The following is a 23,269-nucleotide window of genomic DNA, read 5'->3' on the forward strand; positions in this document are numbered from 1 at the left end:
ATTGAACGGCGAAAGTCTTCCGAACGGAAATCCTCAATCCGCTATAAGTCAACCAGCTGGTCAGATGCAATTGGCGATTTACCGGCGATACTCACCGCAGCTGGTCAAGCAGCGCCTTCGCTTTCTTCATATCTCTCGTGTCGAAGCCCTCAGTGAAGGAGTTATAGACCGGCGCAAGTAAGTCGAGCGCCTGCTCGCGTTTTTGCTGATCGATGCGCAGCGCAGCAAGGTCTATCGCGGCCCGAAGTTCAAGGGTCTTGGCGCGTTGGCTTCTTGCGATGTCCAAAGCTTGTTCGAGCAGCGACTGCCCCGCAGCCTCGGCATCTGGTCCCCTGCGGCCAATTAGCGCCGCTGCCTTGAGTCGGTACAATTCGGCTTCCAAAATTCGTTCGCTGTTGCGGTTACCTATAGCGAGGCCCGACTCGATCAGCTCTAGCGCGTTCTCGTAATCGCAATCGATCAACAGGCGCTCACACAAAAGTACCAAGAGTGCCGTAATGGCCAGCTGATAACCTGCGTGACGATACTCGTCCAACGCAGCGCGGATCTCTACGAGCGCGCCAGGTGAGGAATCGAGCGATGCCGTGCATATGCCCCGAACGGCGCGGGCTAAACGCCACTGCCGGAATCCGTGCTCCTCCGACAGGGCGATACAACGCTCAGCATACCTTTGCGCTATTAGGAACTCGCCGCGAAGAGCTTGGAGAATGCACGCATAATAAAACGCGTATGCTTGCGAATGCGGATGACTGATGGCATCGGCGCGCTGAATTGCAGCGTCCATTCGCACTATGGCCGTATCTTCGCGGCCGAGCAGCCAGAGTGGCCACGACATCAGCGCCAGGTCGGCCACGCCAGCATCTTGGCCGGCCACACGCGCTGCCAGTCTATCCTCCTCGCTGCTCAACTCGAAGGCTTCGAAAGCCTGTTCGATTGCTTCCTGGGCTCCGGTGATCTGTCCCATGAAAAGGCGGATCATCGCCTGCCCGCGCATCGCATTGAGTAAGGCTGGTCGATCGCGGCGCGTTTGAGAGAGATGAAGCAAACTGGCGATCGTTTCCTGGGCCAGCGGCAGCTCACCGCGAATGACACTGGCAGTGGTTAGCCAGAACATGACCTGAAGTTGCTCGGGAGGATTGCGAAGACGCTCGCATAGCTCTCGCGCGCGAGCAAAGGTAACCATCGCTTTGTTGGAGGCTGGCCCCTGGGTCGCAATCAGGCAGGGCCCCAAAGCGAATTGGAGGTCAAGTTCAAGCCTGTCGTTTCGTGCTTCATCGGGCCGGTGGCTCGTGGCCTCAATCCCTCGTTGGAAGTGCGCAATGGCCTCGAGGTTGGCGGAGCGCATGGCTGCCTTCTTGCCGGCTTGCAGCCAGTATGCCTCCGCCTTTTCGAACAGCCCCGCCTCTGTGAGATGGTGCGCAAGCGTCTCGGGCTGCGCATCGACGATTTCCGGGAACCGTTGCTCGAAAGCCGCCGCGATCGCGGCATGCAGCGTCGCGCGTCGGCTCTTCAGGAGCCCTGAATAGGCAGCGTCCCGCACCAGTGCATGCTTGAAAGTATACAGCGCCTGGGGTAACTCGCCGCGGCAGAAGATCAACTCCGATCTAGCCAACTTGGCGAGAGCCTCCTCCAGACTCTCTTTTGGCAACCCGGCCACCGTACTAAGCAATTCGTACGAAAACTCGCGCCCCACTACGGCGCCGATCTGAGCTACCTCCCTCACGGGGGCCAGTCGGTCGAGTCTGGCCATCAGCGATGCCTGTAACGTAGTCGGGATCGCCATCGCTGGTAGAGGGCGGCTTAAGATGTACTGGTCGTCCTGCTCTTGCAAGAATCCAGTTTCGAGCACTGTCTTGGTCAGCTCCTCTACGAACAGTGGCACGCCATCAGTGCGGGCGAGTATCTGATCCAAAACCTCCTTCGGGAGTGCCTTGCCGGCTGTGACTCGCTCGATCAACGCCGCTCCGTTGCGACGGTTAAGTCGCGTCAAAGAGAGCGTCGTAACATGCGCATGACCAGGCCAGGGTGGTGCGAACTCCGGCCTTGCGGTGATGAGCAGCAGCACCCGAAGCCGTGGCACTTGTTCCAAGGTCATCGTCAGGAGCTCAAGAGACGTTGGGTCTGCCCAATGGACATCCTCAACAATGACGAACACTGGTTGAAGTGCCGCCAAGCTTTTCAGCTGTGTCAATAGCGCCGCTAATGTCATCTCTTTGCGCTTTTGCGGGCTCAGCTCCGGCAGTCGGTAGCGCTCACCGATTGGCAAGGACAAAAGATTGGCCAAAGTCGCTACGCGATCTGCGTCAGTACCGGATCGACTGAGCAGAGCCTCAAGCTTATCGAATTTGGCCCTCGGCGCGTCACTCCGCTCGAACCGGGCGGCTCGTTCGAGTTGCCGGATAAACGGGTACAACGCACTATTAGTATGATGCGCCGAGCAGAATTGGCGTACCGTGATGTGCTCTTCTCCTTGTAGCCGCTCGTCGAGCGCCAAGGCGATATGAGACTTACCGATGCCCGCCTCTCCGGTAAGCATTACTGCGCAACCCTCGCCGCTCACGGCGCGCTGCCAGCGGCGCAACAGCAACTCGATCTCTTCCTCGCGTCCAATTGGCTGCGTCAATTGAGTTTTGTGCCGCGCCTCGAAGTGGCTGTCGATGCCGGTAGTGCCGAGCACCTGCCATGCCTGTGTTGGCTCCGCCCAACCTTTCAAAGCCACTGGGCCAAGTTTCCGGAACTCAAAAAATCCTTCAGTTAGCCGGTGAGTTCTCTCGCAGATCAGGACGGCACCCGGATCAGCGAGGGTCTGCAAGCGCGCAGCTAAATTTGGTGTTTCGCCAATAACCGCATGTTCTTTTGCCGCACCTTCTCCCGTCAAATCGCCTACGACCACCATCCCGGTAGCAATCCCGACGCGAACCTGAAGCTGGGTGGAAGGGAATGTCTGAAGGTTGGCCACGGCTTCGACTGCCGCCAACGCGGCGCGCGCCGCTTGCTCGGCATCATCTTCGTGGGCATGCGGATAGCCGAAATAGGCGAGCACCCCGTCGCCCATGTATCGCGCGATCATACCGTCATTCCGGGCGACCACCTCTGCAATGCAGCTGTGATAGGCGCCAATAACCGCTCGCAAATCTTCCGGATCAAGACGGGCCGAGAGCGCCGACGAGCCGACCATATCGCAAAACATGACCGTAAGTTGACGCCGCTCGGCTCCGTCCGGCGCCGCCTTGCCGCCTGCTCGAGGCGAGCGCGGTACGTCGCCCTTGAGCTCCGCGATAGCACGCAACATCTTGCGGCGATGACCGAGCAGCACACCGAGGTCCTTTAGATCTTGCTCGGTGAGGTCCCTAACAACTGACAGGTCAATGGCGTTCTCATCAAAGCGCTGAGCGTACGTCCCCAATCCGATCGATGATAGCCATTCTGTAATACCGGACATGGCACACCTATTGGCCGTTACAATCAGTGTAGCACGTCAAGAACGTAGGCGTAGGGACATCTGAGACGAAGGCGTGAATCCAGATCTTCCCGCAATGCAAAACTCGCACTTTTCCTGGCTAGGGCCGGCGCGGTAAAGCACGGTCTCTAAAGGTCAATCATGACGTTCGCCTTTGCAGATCATTTTGGCTGTTCCATGTCTAGGGCGCCAGAAGTGGAAGCCGCAGGTCGCGGCAATTAACACAGACGCTTACGCGGCCTCTACTGCCATCGCCGACATCACATCGCGCTCAGGGCCGACGATGTTCGCCTCTCCGAGGTCGAACCGCGGTTTCTCTGCCAGCGGTGCGAAGGCGGCCGCGATGTCAGGCCCGACCTCCCTTCAGGCGCCCATCGCAATTGGACGCGGCCTGCTCGCTCTAAGTTTGGGCTCGCGCATACCGGGGGCTTGCTAGGACGAGAAGTGGCGCAAGAGCAGAAAACGAGTTCTGAAAGTCAGCGACGAGATCAAATCGGCGGTTCAGCAACACGGCTTCTAGTTCGCAAGTCGTGGGTCGCACCTGGATCGAGCGCGCGCCAACCCGCTGCGGCACCGATGGGTACTGCCGCAGCGGTCTCAAGGCAAAAATTTCAATAGGCCAGACACACGCGATTACACGATGACCGAAAGCTTGGCCGCCTCCATCACAGGATCAAGGTCGTCGTCACCATCCAGGACGGTGGCTCCGTCGTAGGTGACCCTGTCCTGCTCGATTTCAACCACCTTTTTGCCGAAGCTCAGATAGCTGAACTTCCAGGGGCGCTCATGGTAGTCCCGCCGGCAGTGATACAGAACGCTCGTCGCGATCCGCTGCCCTAGGAGCACGGACGCGCTGTAGTCGGTACGCCAGTGAACGCCAGCCATGTTGCGTCCGATTGCTATGTTGGACGCGACCTTGTCGAGTTCGCCTGCAATCGTGAGCTGGTCAGCATCTGGCACTCCGACAGTTGTCAGGCCTGTTCCCGATGGCGTCGGGATAACGGGCGTGATCCCGACATCCTTGAGCTTCTGCGTCCCTGCAAAATAGGCCTTGAGCACGGTGACGCATGCGCCAGCGACAGTGGCATGGCCCGCGCCATATGAGCCGTGCGCTGGCGAACCGTCCGCAAAGCACATGGGCAGCAGGTAGGTGTCGGCGCCGTGAGCGGCATTCGCCTGTCTGATCCTCGCAACCGCGCCGCCCGAGGTATTAGACGCCTGCAACACTGCAAGCCCACTCGAAAGAGCCAATTGTGCCTCAGCGGCCTTCAGACCGGTGGGGTGCAGCGCACGATGGACCAAACCGCCATAGGCTTCCGGGCGCAGACGCAGGTTTCCGATAAATTTCTGATACCATACCGCCTTCAACGCACATGTCGCCACCTCGCAGACCAGCGAAAGAATAAACGGCGAGCCAAAGGTGCCGAAGCCTTCCTCATGCGGGAAGACTGGCGCATCCCGGTTGTAGGGATTTCCCGCATCCAGCTTAACGCCAGGGCTACCGAGCAAGATCAAGGCAGTGTTCAGGTAGGCTTCATACAGTGCGTCAAGATGGACGTATCGCGCGATGTCGCCCGCGTTCTGAATGTATCGCGGGGTAGCCGGGAGTTCGATCGATGACGGAAAGGCTTTCCCTCTCTGCACGTCGAGCCAATCGGCCCACGCGATCATGTGGGGGACGCCTCCAGGCTGATAGTCGGTGTTTACAACCCGCCCTTCGGTTTGCTTCATCAGCAAAGACCCGTACGGCACATCAAGCCAGAGAAATTGTGAAACGAGCGGCCCAAGATGCTCCTCGTTCGTTTGTCCCGATGGCGTCCATTCGCCGCCTCGAAAAAGCGTTGCCGGCGTGACGGGCCGGGCAGCGTAGTTGGGGTGGGTACTCGAGTCGGGATGAGCATATAGCTTGAGAGCGCTCAGTTCGCTGGCCGCGGCCTGTGCCACGGCGTTGCCCGGATAGTCCAGAAAATTTACGTCGCGGAGCAATGCCATCCAGTAAAGCTCTATCATCTCCGCGGCTGTGGTCTCGTGCTTGCCGTCCTGCTCCGGTGGTTTCGGGATGCGAAAATGCCAACCAGCCGAGGTGACCCGATCGGCGGCAAGGCCTGCTTGTGGATTTACGAGCGGACGGAGGCCGGCTGACTCGATGTTCTGAAAATCCGCCGGGCGATGCTCGTTCAGAGCTACTAAGAACGATCTGAATGAGCTCGGGATCACTCGCCCGTCGTTGTCGTGCTTGAGCGACTTGTGAAAGTGCAACTCCGCTGCCTGGACCACATCATTGGACGGAGTGTGAACCAGCTTATGAACAGCAGTATTAGCTGGTGCAGGTGATGGTGGATGTGGCTTTGGATAAGAAATTGCCATTTGAATTTCTCCTGATAGCCATCCCGCCACAATTGACGAGACCGGGCACCGGTGCCCTTGCGGAGTCGTATCTCGAATACTTCACAACCTTTGTGGGATGCTTCACAGGGCGGCTTTTCCAATTGGACCAGCTGCAGGCGGCCGGACTCACCAAGTTGTTCTGAGCACTCAGGAAAAATGAACGGCTAGACAAAATGCCGCAGATTGCTCTGCGGCCGAGATGTCTTGCGCCCCCGTCAGTTCTCAACGGTTACTGCGGGCCGGCAGTTTTCGGAAAGAAGTAGCGCTAAGGTTCGAATCTGCGTGTCCGAGACCGAACGACGTTTAAATCGCGCCCGTATATTCTCCTCTGGCTGAATAGTCGTTCTTAATGACGAAATCCAACGCCTGGACCATTTCGGAGAAATTGGGCCTGACGAACGGCATGGATTGGACGGAGAGATAATAGATCGTTTGATCGGGTCTGATCAGAAACACGCCGGGTTCAGAGAACAAAGTAGGCTCTTCGATTCCGATTGAGGTCTTTCCCCGAGATGTCGATATATACAGGCCCCAATTGCGAGCATCGCTCAGTCCTAGACCATATCCTACTCGCAGATTCTTGGCTTGGATCTTGTCCGCCATTTGGCGAGCTCGCTCCTCCCCATCCGAACTAATGGCGACGGTGGTAACGCCGCGGATGGCAAATTCCGGCGTCAGGCGTTCCAATTCCTTCAAGTAGTTGGCGCAGATCGGGCAATGCAAGCCGCGATAGAAGCAGATGAGCGTCATGCGCTCTGGGCTCTCAGTTGCCAGATCGAAGGGGCCGTGGTTGAGCGTGTTTACGACGAGGGGCGGCGCTTTCTGGCGAGGTGTAAGCATTTGGCTTCCTTTCAGGACATAGTGGCAGCACAGGACCGGTTGCTCCAAAATCCAGCTCATGCCACACTAGAGAGCATGAATAATCCAAAAAACGTGATTGAGAGTCCTGTGACGGCCAAGCGCGACAGGCTTTCCGCCTTCTTCGATGCCTTTGAAATGTCAGTGACGGTTCCTGTGAAGGGCGCCCGAGACGCGGTCGCAAACCTTATCGTGGTCGGAGAGGGCGGCTGCGCAAGGGACGTCATCTTCTGTCCCAACTGTGATGCGATGCCCGTTCGCGGCGACGCGATGATCCTGGCTGCGGCGACCATCGAATTTGGGGGCGTCACAAACCCGCTCATGAATGCGATGCCCGAACGGATCGTAATTCCCCTCAGCGAGGCTCCTACCCTGCAAGCTCTGACTGCAGCCCTTGTAGCTGAGGCCTCGGACATGCGATGCGGCAGGCAAGTCGCTCTCGATCGCTTGTGTGAGGTGATCATGTTGCTTGTCCTTCGGAGGGCAATCGATATGGGCTCAACGCGACCGGGACTTCTTGCCGGCCTGTCCCATCCAGCGATTCATAAGGCTCTGGTCGCTATGCATGATCACCCCTCTCGCTCGTGGCGCATCGAGGAGCTTGCGAGTATCAGCGGGCTATCGCGAAGCCGCTTTATGACGCTGTTTTCCAAAGTAACCGGCACTACACCGGCTGCCTATCTTAAGGCTTGGCGGCTGACACTTGGTCAGCGTGAGCTTCAGCGCGGCGAGCGGATCAAGTCCGTCGCCCGACGCGTGGGTTTTGGCAGCGCAGCGGCGTTCTCACGCGCTTACGCATTGGCATTCGGCCATTCACCGATCTCTTTGCGTAAGCCAGGTTCGGCGTCTCGTGATGTCGCTGCTGGCAACTAGCTGCACCCGGCCAAGGGATCATTAAACGTCAGGATGCATGTATTACTTGCGCTCGGGCTACTTGTAGGGCTTGGTCTCGGCGGCTTCGGTTTAGGCGCGCTTTGCGGAATAGCAAATGCGAGCCTCTTTGGTACCCAGCCTCCAAAGTGGGCGCGTAAGCTTCGGCAAAAGATCGACGAGGGTCAGGGATAGTATGCTTTGGGTCAAAATCGGCGGTCCACACCGCTGCGATCAGTTTCCGCTACACGCCTAAGAGCGACGCTCCAACGAGCATCGGCTGGGGCGCTCCGGGTTGGCAAGGAGAATCTTCACTTTGCGGCGTTGGTCGGAGCGGCCATGTGTTCGGCCTGTTTGCGCGGTTCACGTGACCGCTGGCCATAATGCCCTCCGCGGATCAGGTCCCGATCAAAAGCACGCATTCGAAGATGCCGTGGCCCGTGTGGGTTGTCCTGATCGCCGGATCGACCGGCGCTGCATTAAGTGCTGGTCGCCCTTCCAACCGTTACGTCACACCGGCAGGCCCGGCGTAATCTCGTTTACGCCATGAGAGCGGCGGGCTCCTTGTAGCGTTCGTTCCTCGCCATCATCGCCCAGGCTATCCTGGCGAGCTTGTTGGCAAGCGCTATGGCAGCGACCTTAGTTGCTCGCCGCGCCAGCAATGCGGAGAGCCAGGGTCGATGCCCTGTTCCATGGATCTTGGCATAGCGGATCACGGCGAGTGCGCCGGCCGTGAACAGGCTGCGCAAATAGCGATCGCCCTTCTTGCTGATGCTGCCAAGCTTGTCCTTGCCTCCGCTCGAGTTCTGCTTCGGCACGAGCCCAACCCAGGCCGAGAAGTCCCGCCCGGATCGGAAGGCTTGGGATCAGCGACGCTCGCGACCAACGCCGTTGACAGCGCCGGACCGACACCAGGGATCGCGTCCAGTCGCTTGCTCGTCGCGCTCGATCGATGCCAGGCGACAATGCGCCTGTCGAACTCCGGGATTTGGGCCTTTAGCCCCCGCAGTTGACTGCCGAGAGCAGCAAGACATGCGCGGGCCACCTCCGGGAGCCGGCGGTCAGCTGTATCGGCGACGACTTCCAGCAACTGCTCGACGCCCCGGCGCCCGACCGGGGCGACAATCCCGAACTCGGCAAGATAGGCACGGATTGAATTGATGACAGCAGTCTGCTGGCGGATGAAGAGGTGGCGCGCTCGGTGAAGCATCAGACAGCTCTGTTGCTCGATCGTCTTGCTCGGCACGAACCGCATGTTGGGTCTCGTGACCGCTTCGCAAATCGCCTCCGCGTCGGTGCTGTCGTTCTTTTGCCGCTTGACGTACGGCTTCACATAGGGAGGAGGCATCAATCGAACCGTATGTCAACTCACGGGACCAATAATGCGATGATGCGCAAGCCTCGATACCCACCAGGCACGGCGGCAACTTCTCAAAGAAGGACAGCACGAAACGGCGCTTGAGTTGACGCCGTATGACCACTTGCCTGGCTGCATCGACGCCATGCACTTGGAAGACCGACTTCGCAATATCAAGGCCAATCGTCGAAATTGACTGCATAGGCTGCTCCTCCGAATCGTGTGAGCCTCAAAACGGCACCCACTCCTTGGCACTCTCGTGCCGGTAGAGGAGCCGTCCACAGCATCAAAAGCGGCTGTCGCATACCGTCTCTTGAACTGGAAGGAGACGCCGCCTTGCAAACGGCATCTTCTTGGTGCGGGAAGGCGATGACGGAGGGGAGGTGCCGGGTCAAGACCTGACGAACGCGAGTAGGTCGGGGTTGAGGACGTCCGCATGCGTGGTGAGCATGCCATGGGGATAGCCGGCATAAGTCTTCAGCGACCCGTTCTTAAGTAAATCGACCGCACGCGGCACTGAACTTGCGAACGGGACGACTTGATCAGCCTCGCCATGCATCACCAGCACCGGCACGGTGATCTTCTTGAGGTCTTCGGTATAATCTTCGAGCCAGGAGTCGACGGTTGCGTAATGAGCGAGGGCACCGCCGGCCATGCCTTGGCGCCACCAGTTCGCAATGATCGCCTCCGAAGGCTTCGCCCCTTCTTGGTTGTAGCCGTAAAACGGATTCTCAGGGACGAAACGGTAGAACTCCGACCGGTTGCCCAACACACCTGCCCGGATCGCCTCGAACCACTCCGGCGGTTGACCGGACGGGTTGTCCTTGCTCCGGTACATGTTTGGCGTCAGTGAAGCGACCAGCGCCGCTTTCACGACGCGATCCTGGTGCCGAGCGACATAGCGAGCCACCTCGCCGCCGCCTGTGGAGTGGCCGATGTGGATCGCGTCGCGCAGGTTGAGATGCTCAGTCAAAGCCGCGAGGTCGGCAACCCAATGGTTCATGTCGTTGCCGGTCCCGGGCTGGTCGGATCGCCCGTGGCCGCGCCGGTCATGGGCGATCACCCGATACCCATGATGAAGGAAGAATGTCATCTGGGCATCCCAGTCGTCCGCTGTCAGCGGCCAACCATGGCTGAAAACGATCGGCTGACCCGATCCCCAATCCTTGTAGAAGATTTTTACGCCGTCTGTCGTCGTGATCCTGGGCATCGAGGTGCTCCATCTGCGCTAGTGGATTTAATGAAAGGTTTGCGGACGGGTGTCTAAAGAAAGCAAGCGAGCCCGAGCTGATCAGGCCACAGATCGCGCCCCATGGCTTTCCAAAAGACACGATGTTCAGCGGCCTCGCCGGCGAGCCCTTGCCGTGGCAACACCCGATCGCCGACGCGTTGTCGGCGGATCCCGCGCGGCGCTATTCGCCGCTTTTGCGCATTCGCGCGCATTTCCCTCTAAATTAGGGAAACCACTCTCGATCGCGCTGCAGAATTGTTGAGGCCATATCGCATTGCGATCACGCCGTGCCTATCGGCCTGGAGTGCTGGGATCACTTTGCTGAAGACGATACGAGGCTTCGGCGAAGACATTGTTCGTTGTCCTTTTCTTGGTTTGAAGACGACGAAACGGTAAATCCCTCTTTGGCTCCTGACCAAGACCTTGTAGGCTTCAAGCTATGCCTGGAAGACATACGAGGGATCATGGAGCTCCGGCACCTGCGCTATTTCGTTGCCGTCGCTGAAGAAGGCAGCCTGCTGAACGCCGCCGAGCGGCGACTGAACACCTCCCAGCCGTCGCTGAGCCGGCAAATTCGCGATCTAGAAGCCGAAGTCGGCGTCCAACTATTGGAACGCCAGGCGCGAGGCGTGACGCTGACGGCCGCCGGAAGGATATTTCTTGATCACGCGCGGCTGGCGCTGCTGCAGGTTGAGGCCGCGACGGAGGGCGCCCGGCAAACAGCGCGACCGCAACGGCCCGTCCTTTCGATGGGTTTTCTCGTCGGGCTGGAGGTGATGTGGCTCCCTCAGCTGCTGCGTATGCTCCGCGAGGAAGCACCCGATGTCGAAGTGACGCTCAGTACGCAATCTTCGCCAGAACTCGCACTGGCATTGATGCGGGGAAAGCTGGACATCGCTTTCCTTCGTCCGGAAAAAGACAACGACGGCGTCGTTTTCAAGATATTGGCAAAGGAGCCCTTAATTGCCGTGCTGCCGGCCGAACACCGCCTGGCGTCACGGAAGAAGATTCGCCCGCAGGATCTCGCCCGCGAGATCTACGTCAGCTCGGCAAGAACATCGCCTGTCTTGCAAGATGTCATACAGAACTACGCATCCCGAGTCGGCATTACCCTCAAGGCGAAGTATGAAGGTGAAAACATATCATCGGCCATGTCGCTCGTGGCCTCCACGGGCGGAATTAGCCTCGTCCCACTCTATGCGCAGAACATGCTTGCACCGAACGTCGTCGCCAGAGCGCTTGAGGGCGGCACTCCAACAGTCGATTTGGCCTTGGGATACAATCAGGCAAATCCGTCGGCCTTGCTGCGTCGGCTTTTATCCCGCACGGATGAATTGGTCGCGAACGTCCAGAATCAGAGCATCATCCGGTACGTTGAAGCTCAGTAGCTGGCGTTGGTAAACTTCCGCTTTGGGTCAAAGGCTGCCATCGACAGATCTATGACCGTGTTCCGCTCAGCTCTCTAAAGAGGACAGCGCAAGGCAACTGCGATCCATGTCGGCCAATTGCTTAAACAGAGCTTTTAAACTGCTCAGCTGCGCGTCGGCGGTGCGGTTGCTTAGCAGAATGCACCAGCCGCGCGAAAACGCTGCTGCGTCGCACTCCTGATCGACTGGCGTAGTCGCCCACGCCACGCTAATAAAAGGTGCACCTTTGCTGCATCGTTACTAGAGATAGATCCGTGGCATCAACGGATTCAGGAACCGGGACAAAATTGGCTCATAGGTATGGATCGCTGCTACACTGTTGCTCACTGCCAGCTTATTAAAGCGATGATCCGCCGCGAGCGGTGAGTATCCGTTCACATACCCATTTTCGTACGAACTAAATTGTAACTGCGCACGTACTTCAATTCGGTTGTGAGGGCTCAACTCATGACGAAGCAAGTTTCGAAGCGCATCGTGACTGATGTGTTCGTAATCGTCATATCTGTGGTGACAATCACGATCGCAGGGACATCATTGGGTCAGCCCATTTTGGCAGGCATCGCTGCTTCTATTCCGGGTCCATTTCATCTTGCGATGGAAAACACAGTTGGAAGTGCCGGACCGAGCAAACCGAAGCTCGCCCGCGCGCAAACAGGTTGCCAGCTACGACCTGCTCCTCTGCAATGGAACGTGGACTGGCTTTTTGGGCCGCCTTCGGCTCCGACACGATGAATTGCGTGTTTGGGCGCGGCAAAAAGGCGGCCCGTGTCTCCCAATTGACTGCCTTTCGAGAGTGACGATTGCATGGGAGGAACATCATGGAAGTCGACGAAGAACGCCTCAATCTTCTCATGGGGAAAATGATCGGAGATCTCGGTGCAGCTATGAACGCCTCGCTCATGCTGCTCGGCGATAAACTCGGGCTCTACAAGGCCCTCGCCGAGCGGGGGGCGATGAATTCGACGGAGCTCGCGCAAGCGACAGGTACTACGGAACGTTACGTTCGGGAGTGGCTCGCAACTCAGGCCGCCTCCGGCTACGTGGAATATGATCCGGAGAACAAAAAATTCTCGATGCAGCCCGAGCAGGTGCTCGCTCTAGCCAATGAAGACAGTCCTGTTTTCCTGGGTGCCGTCGGCAACGTGGTTGCCGCCACGTTTTTGGATGAGCCAAAAATTACGGACGCGTTCAAGAGCGGCAGAGGCGTTGGCTGGAACCGGCGTAGCGAATGCTTGTTCTGTGGCACCGCGCGCTTTTTTCGAACTCCCTACAATCATCATCTGGTGCAGGAGTGGCTACCTGCACTCGACAGTGTCATGGAAAAACTGAAGCGCGGGGCCAAAGTAGCCGATGTCGGCTGCGGCCACGGCGTGTCCACTCGGCTCATAGCGCAAGCCTTCCCGAATTCCCGCTTCTTCGGGGTCGATTACCACGAGGGCTCAATCGAGGCCGCACGGCTTGGCGCGAAAGAAGCGGGTTTATCAGACCGCGTCACGTTCGATGTCCACTCAGCGAAGAGCTATCCCGGCAACGCTTATGATCTGATCTGCTTCTTCGATTGCCTCCATGACATGGGCGATCCCGTGGGTGCTCTCAAACATGTGCACGAGACCTTGGCTCCGGACGGAACGTGCATGCTGGTTGAGCCGTTCGCGAATGACCGGCTTGAGGATAATCTTAATCCGATCGGGCGCATCTATTACGCAGCTTCGACCATGATCTGCACGCCAGCATCTCTCGACCAAGAAGTGGGCTTGGCGCTCGGCGCTCAGGCTGGCGAGGCAAGATTGCGAGAGGTGGCCCGGCAGGCCGGTTTTACGAGGTTCCGCCGCGCTGCCGAAACTCCGTTCAACTTGATCCTTGAGGCTCGTCCATAGCACTGCAACAGTGCGCCCCGCGTGGCAAACGCCACGTGGGCGCGAGGGGTGCAGATAGCCCAAGGCTCATCTAGGGCCGGGCCCGGCCTATCTGCATCGCTTTTTTCGTAACGGCGACAGTGTGCTTTTAACGGCAGTTCGAGTCCACTCGCTCGAAAAAGTAATTCAAGGTGGCCGATGAAATCTGAAATGAGCAGATTCAGCAGGATTACGAGTCCCGGGCATTAAAATCCTGGATTTCGAGTCCCGTCTGGCCCTCGTACAAGCGACGAATGAGGATGGGCTCTCCTGAGCAGGAGCATGGCCGGAGCATCCGATTAGCGGACAAGGTTAAGTTAGATTTTGAGAGTGGCAGCCGCTCGACCGTATCAGAGAACCGTTCATCTTGGTTGACTCGATGGGCAAGCAGCCGCCGCCCTTCGGGCGCCCCGGAATGATACCGAGAGAATGATCCGTCAGCATCGGAACAGTAGCTCGATGCTGCGCATCGCCCCAAATAACTGTTGAGGCCCCCGCACCTTGCCTCTGAACTTCCCCGACCGCTCGCGTTACTACTAGTCATAGTCGTGGTGGGAACCGAGGCTCGCTCCAGTGCTCGGCTTTGGGCAGGACACGCCAGCAATGGGAGAAATGGCCATGGGACGCGCGCCGCGGCCACCGCCGCAATACACGCCGCCGGGCCCGGTGGAACAGATGCCGAATATGGCGATGCAACCGCAGTGCTCACCACTTGCCAAGGTTCACAGCACCGCCGTCTTTCCCTACTTGGCCAATGAAGTCGCGACGTCCCGCACCGAGGTCGGCCATCTCGGTGTAGACGTCAGTCTGGTCCCGCCGGCCGGCATCTGCCAATATCTCATCATCTGGGATTTCGGCGTCGACTGGCGGCATCTCAAGAACGTTGCCAAGCGCGATCCGTTGTTGGCAGCGCAGCTCATCCGCTTCGAGACCGACAAGTCGTTGCAGTTTCAGATCGTCGGATACAGCGACAGCGCCGGGGGCGAACGGAACAACATCTTCCTGCGCACGGGCCGGGCCAGGAACGTCTTTCACCTGTTCGGCCCAAGCGCGGGCTCGCGCGTCTTCTCCGTCAAGCCCGCTTCACACTACGAGTATCTGAAGGACAACACGACCGTGATGAACAGGGCCGCCAATCGCGCCGTGGTCGTCGAAATCTTCGCCGGCGGCGGGACGATCTAGCCACTTCCCACAGGACGGAGGCTCTCATTTCCGCGCGCGAATATCCCGTTGTCGGACCGGACGAGGACAGGAGAACTAGACATGGCCGCCTTTCAAGAGGTCTTCCGCCGCTCCGGCATCGATGAGCGCCGCAGCCCGCCGGGCATGGTAGTGCCGTTCGGGGGCTCCAACATCGTGGCGCTGATCGACACCGGAAGAAAGCTCAAAGTCGATCCCAACCCCCATGCCCTCGGGATCAAGGAGATCGATGGCGCCGATACCCTTAGACGCGTAGTGCAAGCCAGAGACACCTTCTCCGAACCCGATATCGATCCGCAGCTCAGGGCGGCGTCACTTCCTGCCACCTTCAACGGCGATGCACGGTTCTTCGAAATCAATGGCCGGATTAAGCCGATTGGCTTTCCCGGCCTGGAGGTGGTGGCTCGGTCGGCTGGCCGGAAGATCGAAGCCAGGCTCCATGTGGCCGTGCTGCCAGAAATCAAGATCAAGGTGGCGTTCCGCAACGTCATGGTTCCGGGGATCGGCGGTACTCCGGCGTTTCACACCAAGAAGCCCTGCAACGAACAAGATGAATTGCTGACGATCAACAGTATATGGCCGCAGGCCAACATCCGCTTCGAGCCGATGCCAAGCGACTGGCTGGTCATCGACGACTCGCAGGCTGCCCTCAAGCAGGAGCTCGCCAATGCCGCTGCCATGAAGGACGCGAGCCTAGCGGCCTTTCCCGATGTGATCGAGGTCGAGAAACTGAAGAGCTTCTTCGTCAAATACAAAGTTAAGGGCGCCCATCTAACCATTTTCTGTGTCGATAAGCTTTGGTCCAATGGCTCGTCTCCCAATGGATCGTTTGCTCGATCGTTAGACCTTGCCTTCATAAGCTCACAACGCGGGCCGAACACGTCTGCCCATGAAGCCGGACATTTTCTCGGCTACTACTCGAAGAGCGCGAGCAAACCTTGGGACAGCCACACGGTGAAGACCGATCCAAAAACCGGAAAAGAAACAGGGCGGAAGACATCAAGATGCTGATGCGCGGGGGAGGCGCCGGGTGGAAAATTCCGTTCAATCTCGTCAAGGAGTTCCGCGACTTTCCCGGCTAACATTCCGAAGATCACATAGAAGCTGCAACTCCAGGCGTTGAATTTCTCCTTTGGGTCAGACTGCAAAGAACTCAACCTGGGCAAATGTCGTCCGCCATACCTCGATGAACGGACGCTCGTTAGCCGAGGCACCGGTTCGTCGAAGGGGCCAAAAGGCGACATGCTGCGGCCTGTTCGGTAGGTCCTCTCGCGATGCAGGCGATACCGAATGGCTTCGCTGCGACATCGCGATGAAGTCAACGCCGCGTACGCTCATTCCGCTCAAAACCACGGAGTGCCTTTTCGCTTCGCCATCACCAGCTTCGACGGTGTCGATGGCACCTTCAAGTAGCTGACGTGGTCTCTGAGGGCGACGATGAACCGCCATAACGTCCAGGGCGACCCATCAATACGCGGATCTTGCAATCTGAGTTCTACCGTCTCGAAGGCGGTCTCTCTGTAGGGAGATAAACAACATGGCATCACCCGGGAAAATCCAGGAGTACGGATCGCAGGCACTAAATGCGATTGCGGCGAAGTTATTCAACTTTGAAGTCGGCAAGTTCGCCATAAAGCCGGAACATTCCAGTTGGCTGATCAGTGTCGTCGCTCCGAAATTACGGGGCGGAGGAAGCCTTACCATTATAGGCCTTGCGAGTCGTACCGGCAGCGACGATTTCAACATGCAATTGTCGCAGAACAGGCTGCGGGCCGTGATTGATTTGCTTCGCAAGGAAGCGCCCAACAATTTCAAAGTTGCGCTCGAGGTGGCGAAAGGGGAGCGCGCGGCCATGTATGCGGGTGAAATGGATGGGGTGGAAGACGAAAGCTGGCGTGGTGTCATCATCTCAGTGTGGAACAAACCAAACCCACCACCTCCACCTCTTCCTCCGCCACCACCGCCGCCACAATCGAGACCTCAATATTATCCGGCGGAACGCAAATTCTTCAAGCGTTGGCTTGGCTTCGGTGTTAAGTCTGGCGGACAGTTGTTGATCGGCGGCATCGAGAGCACTACCGCGTACGTCGTGAACTTAGGAGATTTGGAGACTTTTGATCTCCAGATTGTCAGCAGTCGATGGGGACTGGGTCTTGGAGGCAGCGGAGGGGCCGTTGCTGTTATCGGCTTTGGTTTCCGCGTTCCGTACGAATTGCACCGTGAACCCTTAAATGACTGGGGCGTCAATGTCGCATTCACCGAGAAGCTAATCTCGAAATCGGCACTACAATCAATCCATCACAGCAAGTACTTCATCGATGGCTTGAAAAACGGTAAGTACGTGGCGCCCACGCTAAATGCGCGAAACGCCTTTACGGCTGTTGGCTTGCTTCAGAACGTGAGAAATGCACTCCACACGCTCTACGGAGGACTCGAGGCAGCCAAGGGCTCGGGCGTCATTGTGCTCGACCTGCCGTTTTTAGGTTTGGGACTTGAGTTGTCCGCTTTCTTAACGCGAGGAACTATGTACGTCTCGAATCCTTCCCATTGGGTTGAGCCGAGTTGAAGGCTCAGGCAGTGATGCTGTTTGATGCCGCAGTTTGGTCAGAGGCGGGCAAGCCAACAAGATCACGATTGAAGACGCGATCGCCGGCATTGAGGGCTTCGCTGCCGCCGCCCGCCAAGTACTGTTGGGTCTCCCGGTCGATGTGGCCGCACAACTCAACGGTGCGGCGACGGTAGAAAGAGAAGTCGCCGCGATCGCTGCCGTGCCTTTTGAACCTCAATAGCCCCAATGAGACCCATCGGAAAGCGCGCAAGGCGCCTGGTCCGGAGATCAATGGGAGGAGCGTATCATGGCGATCAACCTGAAACCCATCAACTTGATCGGCTTCTCCATCGCGGAATCCGTTGGCCTCAAGGGTTCGAACCAGCCGGACGATATCTTCGTGATCAAGACGCTGTTGAACGGCATCGCGCCCCAGGACGGCGGCGGCGATGGAACGCTCGATATCAACGATCTGACCAACACGCCGGAAGCCATGGAGCCGGTGATCGACGCGATACTCGTGTTTCAGAATGCCCAAACTGGCCTGCTGCACGACGGTCGCGTCGACCCCGAAAAGAATACGATCAAGCGCATGCGTCTGATGTTCAACCGTCGCAAGGGCGGCGGGCTCGACGTGAACGTAACGATTACGCCGGACGGTCCGATATTCGGGCCATGTGATGCGCGCGGATTCAGCGCCGCAAGGCGCAGGCTGGGCGGCGACGAATGGTCGGCATTTGACGGCCTTGCGCCGGTTCGCCAGATGGTTCCGATAGGCAAGACGCGGAAGCTGAAGTTGAAAGGGACAAACGGCGCCGCGGTGGGATTTGCCCTCGAGAGTTCCAGGGTGGAAATGCTCGAACGAACGAGCGACACCGTCACGGTAATCGGACGTTTGGAGGGTAATGCCGACTTGAGCGTAATCGTCGAAGGCCAGAGGGGGCCGATCCCGGTTCGCCTCCAGGTGCGCAAGGCATTTTCGATTCCGATCGACGTGGTCCATCTCGGTCGGGCGACGCTCGCCAACGGCCTCATGATCGCTACACAGCGCGCCGTTACCAGCGTCGTCAGTCGGATCTACGACAATCAGTCAAACCTGACGTTCACATCTGGCACAAGCCGAATCGTCGATGCCGTGACCACCGAAGGCCGGGTAGTGCCGATAGATCCGAACAAGAAGCTTAGCATCCGCTCCGGCTTCGGTCCATTGACTACGGCACAGGATTTCCGATTTGACGATCTCAAGTCGCTCGTCACCAATCCTGCGGCGATCACCATGTTCATTTCAACACAAATCATCGATGACCAAGACTCGAACATTGCCGGGCGGCGATCCCGGCAATCGAATGCTATGGTTCAATCCCGCAACGCCGGGAAGCGTGAACACCAATATTGTGCCCGCGCATGAGATCGGGCATGCCCTTGGTCTGGGCCACATCACGACAAAGAACAACACAGTGTTCCTGATGAACCCGGCCGTTCAGTTGAATAATATAATCATCCCATGCGAGACACTGGTCCAGCTCCCATCGTGACGACACGCCTACCTTTGATGCAGCAATAGTACAGGCGGTCAGATCACGCTCAACTGCCCGAACGGAGGCAATGTAGCACATCGCCAGAACAAGGCAGCTAAATACGGGAGACGTTCGGTAAGGCCGCACAAACGGCGCCCGGTAAAATTCCAAGCTCGGAAGGTCAGGCGCGTATCTCGTCGTCCATTGCGGTAGTCTGGCGCCGTCGTCTTCAGTTTGATCGCTATCGCATCACGCGACCAACAAGCCCAGCTTGCTAACCATCGCAAGCGAGCGTTCGACGCTCTCTCGGGTTGACAGCCACAGCGGCTCGGCAGGGCTTCCGTCCTTGTCCTTTTGTTCGATCCGGATGGTCGACCCGAATGCATCAGTCATTTCGGCCGTGATCTGGTCTATGGTACGAGCGCCATCGAGCAGTTGCAGGAAATACCGCGTCCGGTCGTCCTCCAACTGTACCGTTTGGTGGAGCAGGTTGGTGACCAGCGGACCTGTCTGCGACTGCTTGCGGGCCAGCAAGCTCGCCTGCGGGTGGTCGGTAACTTCCTTCAAGAGGAAAGGCGGCGAGACCAGGAAGGAGACCTCGCCGCTGCAGGCCAGGATGTACATCGCATCCGTCAGTGCCCGTTCGTCATCATTGGCTCGGCGGCCGTCCAGCAGCGCGCGCGCACCATCCAGCAGCTCACTGAATGACAGCGCCCGCGGCCAGGCTCGGCCGAGGCACAAATGTGCGGCCTTCAGAATCGGATTGGTCACTGTAATCCTGCTGCCGTCGTGGTTCTCGAACTCCATCGGGGAATCGTCGGTCAGGCAGGCCTCGGGATCGAGCGGGCTGGTCGTGCTCAGGAGGTGATATCGCCTGACGAAATCCACGTCGATCTGCCGGTTGACGGAAACGTCGTCGTGGCAGAACAAGGTACGACGGAAGCCGTTGCCGTCGACAAAGTCCTGATACTGGTCGCGTGCCATGAACTCGCTCTCCGGGAAGCGCTGCAGCGTGGCGCGGACCTCCTCGGAATGGCCGGCGAGATAGCGGCGCGCGAAATGAGAATCGCCGAGATACTGCAGGCCGTGGCGGCCGGCATCCTCGGCGACCTCGTGCAGCAGGAAGGCGGTTGCGTCGTCGTCGAGGTCGTCGTGAAACAACAATTCGTCCGGAGCTTTGAGCACACGATTGTACTGGTCCCGCATGATCGCGCCGTGCACCGTGTTGGCCTTGGAGCCCTCGCTCAGGAACTTCAGGATCGCGCGGGCCTGTCCGACCTTCTCCTTCATGCCGGTGAGGCGGCGGGTGTGATACCGCATCATGTCGCGGACCATGTCGCGAAGATGGGAGAATGGGTGCGCATTGTAGCTGACATAGCAGACCCCGCGCGGCGCCAGATTTTGCTTGAAGATCGCCATCATCTTCTCGCGCACGTGGGGCGGTACCCAGGAGTAAACGCCGTGCGCAATGATGTAGTCGAACTTCCCGAAGCTTGTGTCGACATTCATGATGTCGCAGTGCAGAAGCTTGATGTTGTTCAGACCCAAGGTCGCGATATTCTGCTGGCCGCGCGCGATCGTCACGCCGCTCAGGTCGACGCCGACGAATTCACTGTCCGGATATTGAAAGGCCATCGGCAACAGGTTGCCGCCAACGCCGCAGCCGAGCTCCAGTACCCGACAATGCTCGACCGGAGCAGGCTGCATGCCGTAAACGGTGGCGATCGTTGCGAGATGATTGGGGTGGGTGAGCCCGTAGACGTGGCCGGGGTAGTAGACCTCGTCATACGGTGTGGGGCCGGTAACGGGCTGGCGATGCTCCGACTGAATGTTCATCGCGCTCAGCTCCACGAATATGCGAACTTGTCGTCCGCGATCGAGACGCGTGTCTGCCTGATCTCTTCCTTCGCAAGCGATTTGCTGAGGAACTCGCGCGACAGCTCCGGCAGCAGGGTATTGGTGATGATGTTGTCGATCATGCGTCCGCCGGAGTCCGGATCGTTGCAGCGTGACACGATGTGCTCCACGACTGCATCGTCGTAGCTGAAGGCCGCGTTGTGATTGTCGCGCAGTCGCCGTCCGATGCGGTCGAGCTGCAGCCGGGCGATGCCGGCGAGCATCTCGTCCGAGAGCGGGAAGTAGGGGATCGAGACGATGCGCCCAAGCAGCGCGGCAGGAAATACCTTGAGCAATTCCGGCCTCAGCATCTTGGCGAGTTCTTCCGGCTCATTGCGATACTTCGGATCGCGCGAAAGCGCCATGATCAGATCGGTGCCGACGTTGGTGGTCAGGATGATCAAGGTGTTCTTGAAGTCGATTCGTCGCCCGTTGCCGTCCTCCATGACTCCTTTGTCGAACACCTGGAAAAAGATCTCGTGGACGTCGGGATGGGCCTTCTCCACTTCGTCGAGCAGGATGACACTGTAGGGCTTGCGCCGGACAGCCTCCGTGAGGCGACCGCCTTCGCCATACCCGACATAGCCGGGAGGCGCTCCCTTGAGGGTCGAGACGGTATGCGCCTCCTGGAACTCCGACATGTTGATCGTAATCATGTTCTGCTCGCCGCCGTAGAGGGTTTCGGCGAGCGCCAGGGCGGTTTCGGTTTTACCAACCCCGGACGGTCCGGCCAGCATGAACACGCCGATCGGTTTCGACGGGTTGTCCAGCTTGGCACGGCTGGTCTCAATTCGCTTGGCGATTATCGTCAAGCCATGGGACTGGCCGACGACGCGGCGGTTGAGGATCTCCGGCAGCTTCAGCACGGTTTCGATCTCGTCCCGTATCATCCGGCCGACAGGGATGCCGGTCCAGTCGGACACCACGGACGCCACCGACTGCTGGTCCACATGGGCGTAGACCATCCGTTTTTCCGGATTGATGCCCTCTAGCGTCTCGAACTTGCCGCGCAGCTCCGCGCGCTTGGCGGCCGGATCCTGATCTTCCTTGGGTTCGGACAGGATGTCACGAATGCTGCGGATGTCCTTGACCAGCTCCTGCTCCTTGGCCCAGTCGCCCTCGAGGTTCGTCAACTTGTGCTTCAGGGTTGCGATATCGCTGTCGATCGCGGCAACGCGCTCGCTGTCCTCGATGCCCAGGTCGCTGTCGTTGACCAGCGCCGATTTCTCAGCTTCGCGAGCGGTGATCGCGACGCGCGTATCCTCGATCAAGGCCGGCGTCGCGCTCTGGCTGATCGCCACGCGGGCGGAAGCGGTGTCGATCAGGCTGACGGCCTTGTCCGGTAGCTGTCTAGAGGGAATGTAGCGGTGCGAGAGGTTGACGGCTGCAACGATTGCAGCATCGGAGATGCGAACACCGTGGTGCTTTTCCATCGGGCCGAGAAGGCCCCGTAGCATCACGCAGCAGGTCTCGACGTCAGGCTCGTCGATCTGGATCGGCTGGAAGCGCCGCGTGAGCGCGGGATCCTTCTCGATGTACTGGCGATACTCAGCCCACGTGGTGGCGGCGATCGTGCGTAGCGTGCCACGGGCGAGGGGAGGCTTCAGGAGGTTGGCTGCATCACCGGTGCCGGCTGCGCCGCCGGCGCCGATCAGTGTGTGGGCTTCATCGATGAACAGGATGATAGGGGTCGGTGAACTCTGCACCTCATCGATCACCGAGCGCAGCCGCTGCTCGAATTCGCCCTTCATCGAGGCGCCGGCCTGCATCAGGCCGATGTCGAGCGCGCAGAGCCTGACACCGCGTAGCGGTGGCGGCACGTCGCCGGCGGCGATTCGCTGGGCGAATCCCTCGACCACGGCCGTCTTGCCGACGCCGGCTTCGCCCGTGAGGATCGGATTGTTCTGTCGCCGCCGCATCAGAACGTCGATCAGCTGGCGGATCTCTTCGTCCCGACCCAGGATCGGGTCCATCTCGCCCGACTTGGCCTTGGCTGTGAGATCCTGCGAGAACCGGTCGAGCGGCGTCGTCCCCTTGGTGCTTGCCTGATCCGCGCCCTCGGGACCGGCGCCGACCAGCCCCGAGCCGTCCATCGGACGCATGGATTCCTCGTCGGAGCCGGCCCAGACGGCGCGGCGCTCCGCGGCCAATGCGTCGACGTTCACCTTTGCAAATTCCTGGGAGAGGTTGTTCAGCGTGCGGCGGATGTCATTCGACTTGAGCCCGGCCACCAGCAGATGGCCGGTGCGGATCTGGGTTTCGCCGAAGAAGAGCGTGGCGTAGTGCCAGCCGCGATCGAGAAGATCGATGACCGGATTGGCGACGCCCGGCATATCGGTTTCGTTCTTGCGGAAGCCGTTGATCACGCCAGCAAGGTCCGACAGCAACCGTGACCGGTCGAGCTTGTAATGGTCGACCGAGAGGCTAAGGTCGGTGCGGTCCTGCTGCAGGATATGAAAGAGCCAGTGCGCAAGCTCGACGTTGCGGTTGCCGGCGCTTTTGGCGTGGCGGAGAGCCTGTATGAAGGCGTCATAGCCAGCGCGGTTCAGTTTGCCGGTTACCGCTTCAAGGCTGATGTCGGTCACGGCGGCCCCTCCTGCTCAATTGCTCCGCGGATGCCTC

General features: G+C 58.9%; 16 protein-coding genes and 1 pseudogene. 10 read left to right on the forward strand and 7 right to left on the reverse strand.

Features of this window, described 5'->3' with window-relative positions; genetic code table 11:
• Positions 1 to 91: 91 nt before the first annotated feature.
• The 3 genes from GGD65_RS33360 to GGD65_RS33370 form a co-directional block, all read right to left on the reverse strand.
• Complete coding sequence (locus GGD65_RS33360) at positions 92 to 3,442, reverse strand: AAA family ATPase (RefSeq protein ID WP_183238016.1); 3,351 nt, start codon at positions 3,440 to 3,442, stop codon at positions 92 to 94.
• Between the two features lie 651 nt (positions 3,443 to 4,093).
• Complete coding sequence (locus GGD65_RS33365; RefSeq protein ID WP_183238017.1) at positions 4,094 to 5,827, reverse strand: vanadium-dependent haloperoxidase; 1,734 nt, start codon at positions 5,825 to 5,827, stop codon at positions 4,094 to 4,096.
• Between the two features lie 324 nt (positions 5,828 to 6,151).
• Positions 6,152 to 6,688: a peroxiredoxin-like family protein gene (locus tag GGD65_RS33370; protein ID WP_183238018.1), complete on the reverse strand. Its 537-nt coding sequence runs from the start codon at positions 6,686 to 6,688 to the stop codon at positions 6,152 to 6,154.
• Here GGD65_RS33370 and GGD65_RS33375 point away from each other — a divergent pair.
• Entirely contained in the window at positions 6,635 to 7,579 is a 945-nt protein-coding gene (locus tag GGD65_RS33375) for an AraC family transcriptional regulator (protein WP_312017760.1), read from the forward strand. The two genes, GGD65_RS33370 and GGD65_RS33375, sit on opposite strands and share 54 nt — an antisense overlap.
• A gap of 536 nt (positions 7,580 to 8,115) precedes the next feature.
• Here GGD65_RS33375 and GGD65_RS33380 read toward each other — a convergent pair.
• Together GGD65_RS33380 and GGD65_RS33385 are read right to left on the reverse strand one after the other, a co-directional pair.
• A pseudogene (locus GGD65_RS33380) lies at positions 8,116 to 9,135 on the reverse strand (IS110 family transposase).
• A gap of 189 nt (positions 9,136 to 9,324) precedes the next feature.
• On the reverse strand, positions 9,325 to 10,143 hold the full coding sequence (locus GGD65_RS33385; RefSeq protein ID WP_183238019.1) for an alpha/beta fold hydrolase: 819 nt from the start codon (positions 10,141 to 10,143) through the stop codon (positions 9,325 to 9,327).
• 485 nt (positions 10,144 to 10,628) lie between these two features.
• Between GGD65_RS33385 and GGD65_RS33390 the strand changes: the two genes are divergently transcribed.
• The 9 genes from GGD65_RS33390 to GGD65_RS41250 all read left to right on the forward strand — a co-directional run bounded on the left by GGD65_RS33390 (position 10,629) and on the right by GGD65_RS41250 (position 18,769).
• Entirely contained in the window at positions 10,629 to 11,552 is a 924-nt protein-coding gene (locus tag GGD65_RS33390; RefSeq protein WP_183238020.1) for a LysR substrate-binding domain-containing protein, read from the forward strand.
• A 486-nt stretch (positions 11,553 to 12,038) separates the two neighbouring features.
• Complete coding sequence (locus tag GGD65_RS33395; protein WP_183238021.1) at positions 12,039 to 12,323, forward strand: hypothetical protein; 285 nt, start codon at positions 12,039 to 12,041, stop codon at positions 12,321 to 12,323.
• Positions 12,324 to 12,409: 86 nt separating this feature from the next.
• Positions 12,410 to 13,468 carry a class I SAM-dependent methyltransferase gene (locus GGD65_RS33400; RefSeq protein WP_183238022.1) on the forward strand — a complete coding sequence of 353 codons (1,059 nt, stop codon included), beginning with the start codon at positions 12,410 to 12,412 and terminating at the stop codon, positions 13,466 to 13,468.
• Positions 13,469 to 14,059: 591 nt separating this feature from the next.
• Positions 14,060 to 14,668 (forward strand): hypothetical protein, encoded by a 609-nt coding sequence (locus GGD65_RS33405; RefSeq protein WP_312017761.1) that lies wholly within the window; start codon positions 14,060 to 14,062, stop codon positions 14,666 to 14,668.
• Between the two features lie 81 nt (positions 14,669 to 14,749).
• Positions 14,750 to 15,697: a hypothetical protein gene (locus GGD65_RS33410; protein WP_246783497.1), complete on the forward strand. Its 948-nt coding sequence runs from the start codon at positions 14,750 to 14,752 to the stop codon at positions 15,695 to 15,697.
• Positions 15,698 to 16,223: 526 nt separating this feature from the next.
• Entirely contained in the window at positions 16,224 to 17,252 is a 1,029-nt protein-coding gene (locus GGD65_RS33415) for a hypothetical protein (protein ID WP_246783498.1), read from the forward strand.
• A 34-nt stretch (positions 17,253 to 17,286) separates the two neighbouring features.
• Entirely contained in the window at positions 17,287 to 17,475 is a 189-nt protein-coding gene (locus tag GGD65_RS33420; protein ID WP_018318186.1) for a hypothetical protein, read from the forward strand.
• A gap of 66 nt (positions 17,476 to 17,541) precedes the next feature.
• Positions 17,542 to 18,642 carry a hypothetical protein gene (locus tag GGD65_RS33425; protein ID WP_183238023.1) on the forward strand — a complete coding sequence of 367 codons (1,101 nt, stop codon included), beginning with the start codon at positions 17,542 to 17,544 and terminating at the stop codon, positions 18,640 to 18,642.
• A complete protein-coding gene (locus GGD65_RS41250) occupies positions 18,581 to 18,769 on the forward strand; it encodes a matrixin family metalloprotease (protein WP_409362776.1) in 189 nt (62 codons plus the stop codon). Before GGD65_RS33425 ends, GGD65_RS41250 begins: the two co-directional genes overlap by 62 nt.
• A 231-nt stretch (positions 18,770 to 19,000) precedes the next feature.
• Here the strand turns inward: GGD65_RS41250 and GGD65_RS33435 are convergent, their stop codons facing one another.
• The gene (locus tag GGD65_RS33435; RefSeq protein WP_183238024.1) at positions 19,001 to 20,587 is read right to left on the reverse strand and encodes a class I SAM-dependent methyltransferase; all 1,587 of its coding nucleotides are present in this window, start codon (positions 20,585 to 20,587) and stop codon (positions 19,001 to 19,003) included.
• Positions 20,588 to 20,592: 5 nt separating this feature from the next.
• Positions 20,593 to 23,232, reverse strand: coding sequence for a type VI secretion system ATPase TssH (gene tssH, locus GGD65_RS33440; RefSeq protein ID WP_183238025.1), 2,640 nt, complete (start codon positions 23,230 to 23,232; stop codon positions 20,593 to 20,595).
• Between the last annotated feature and the right edge of the window lie 37 nt (positions 23,233 to 23,269).

The organism is Bradyrhizobium sp. CIR18, assembly GCF_014198295.1.
Classification (GTDB): Bacteria; Pseudomonadota; Alphaproteobacteria; order Rhizobiales; family Xanthobacteraceae; genus Bradyrhizobium.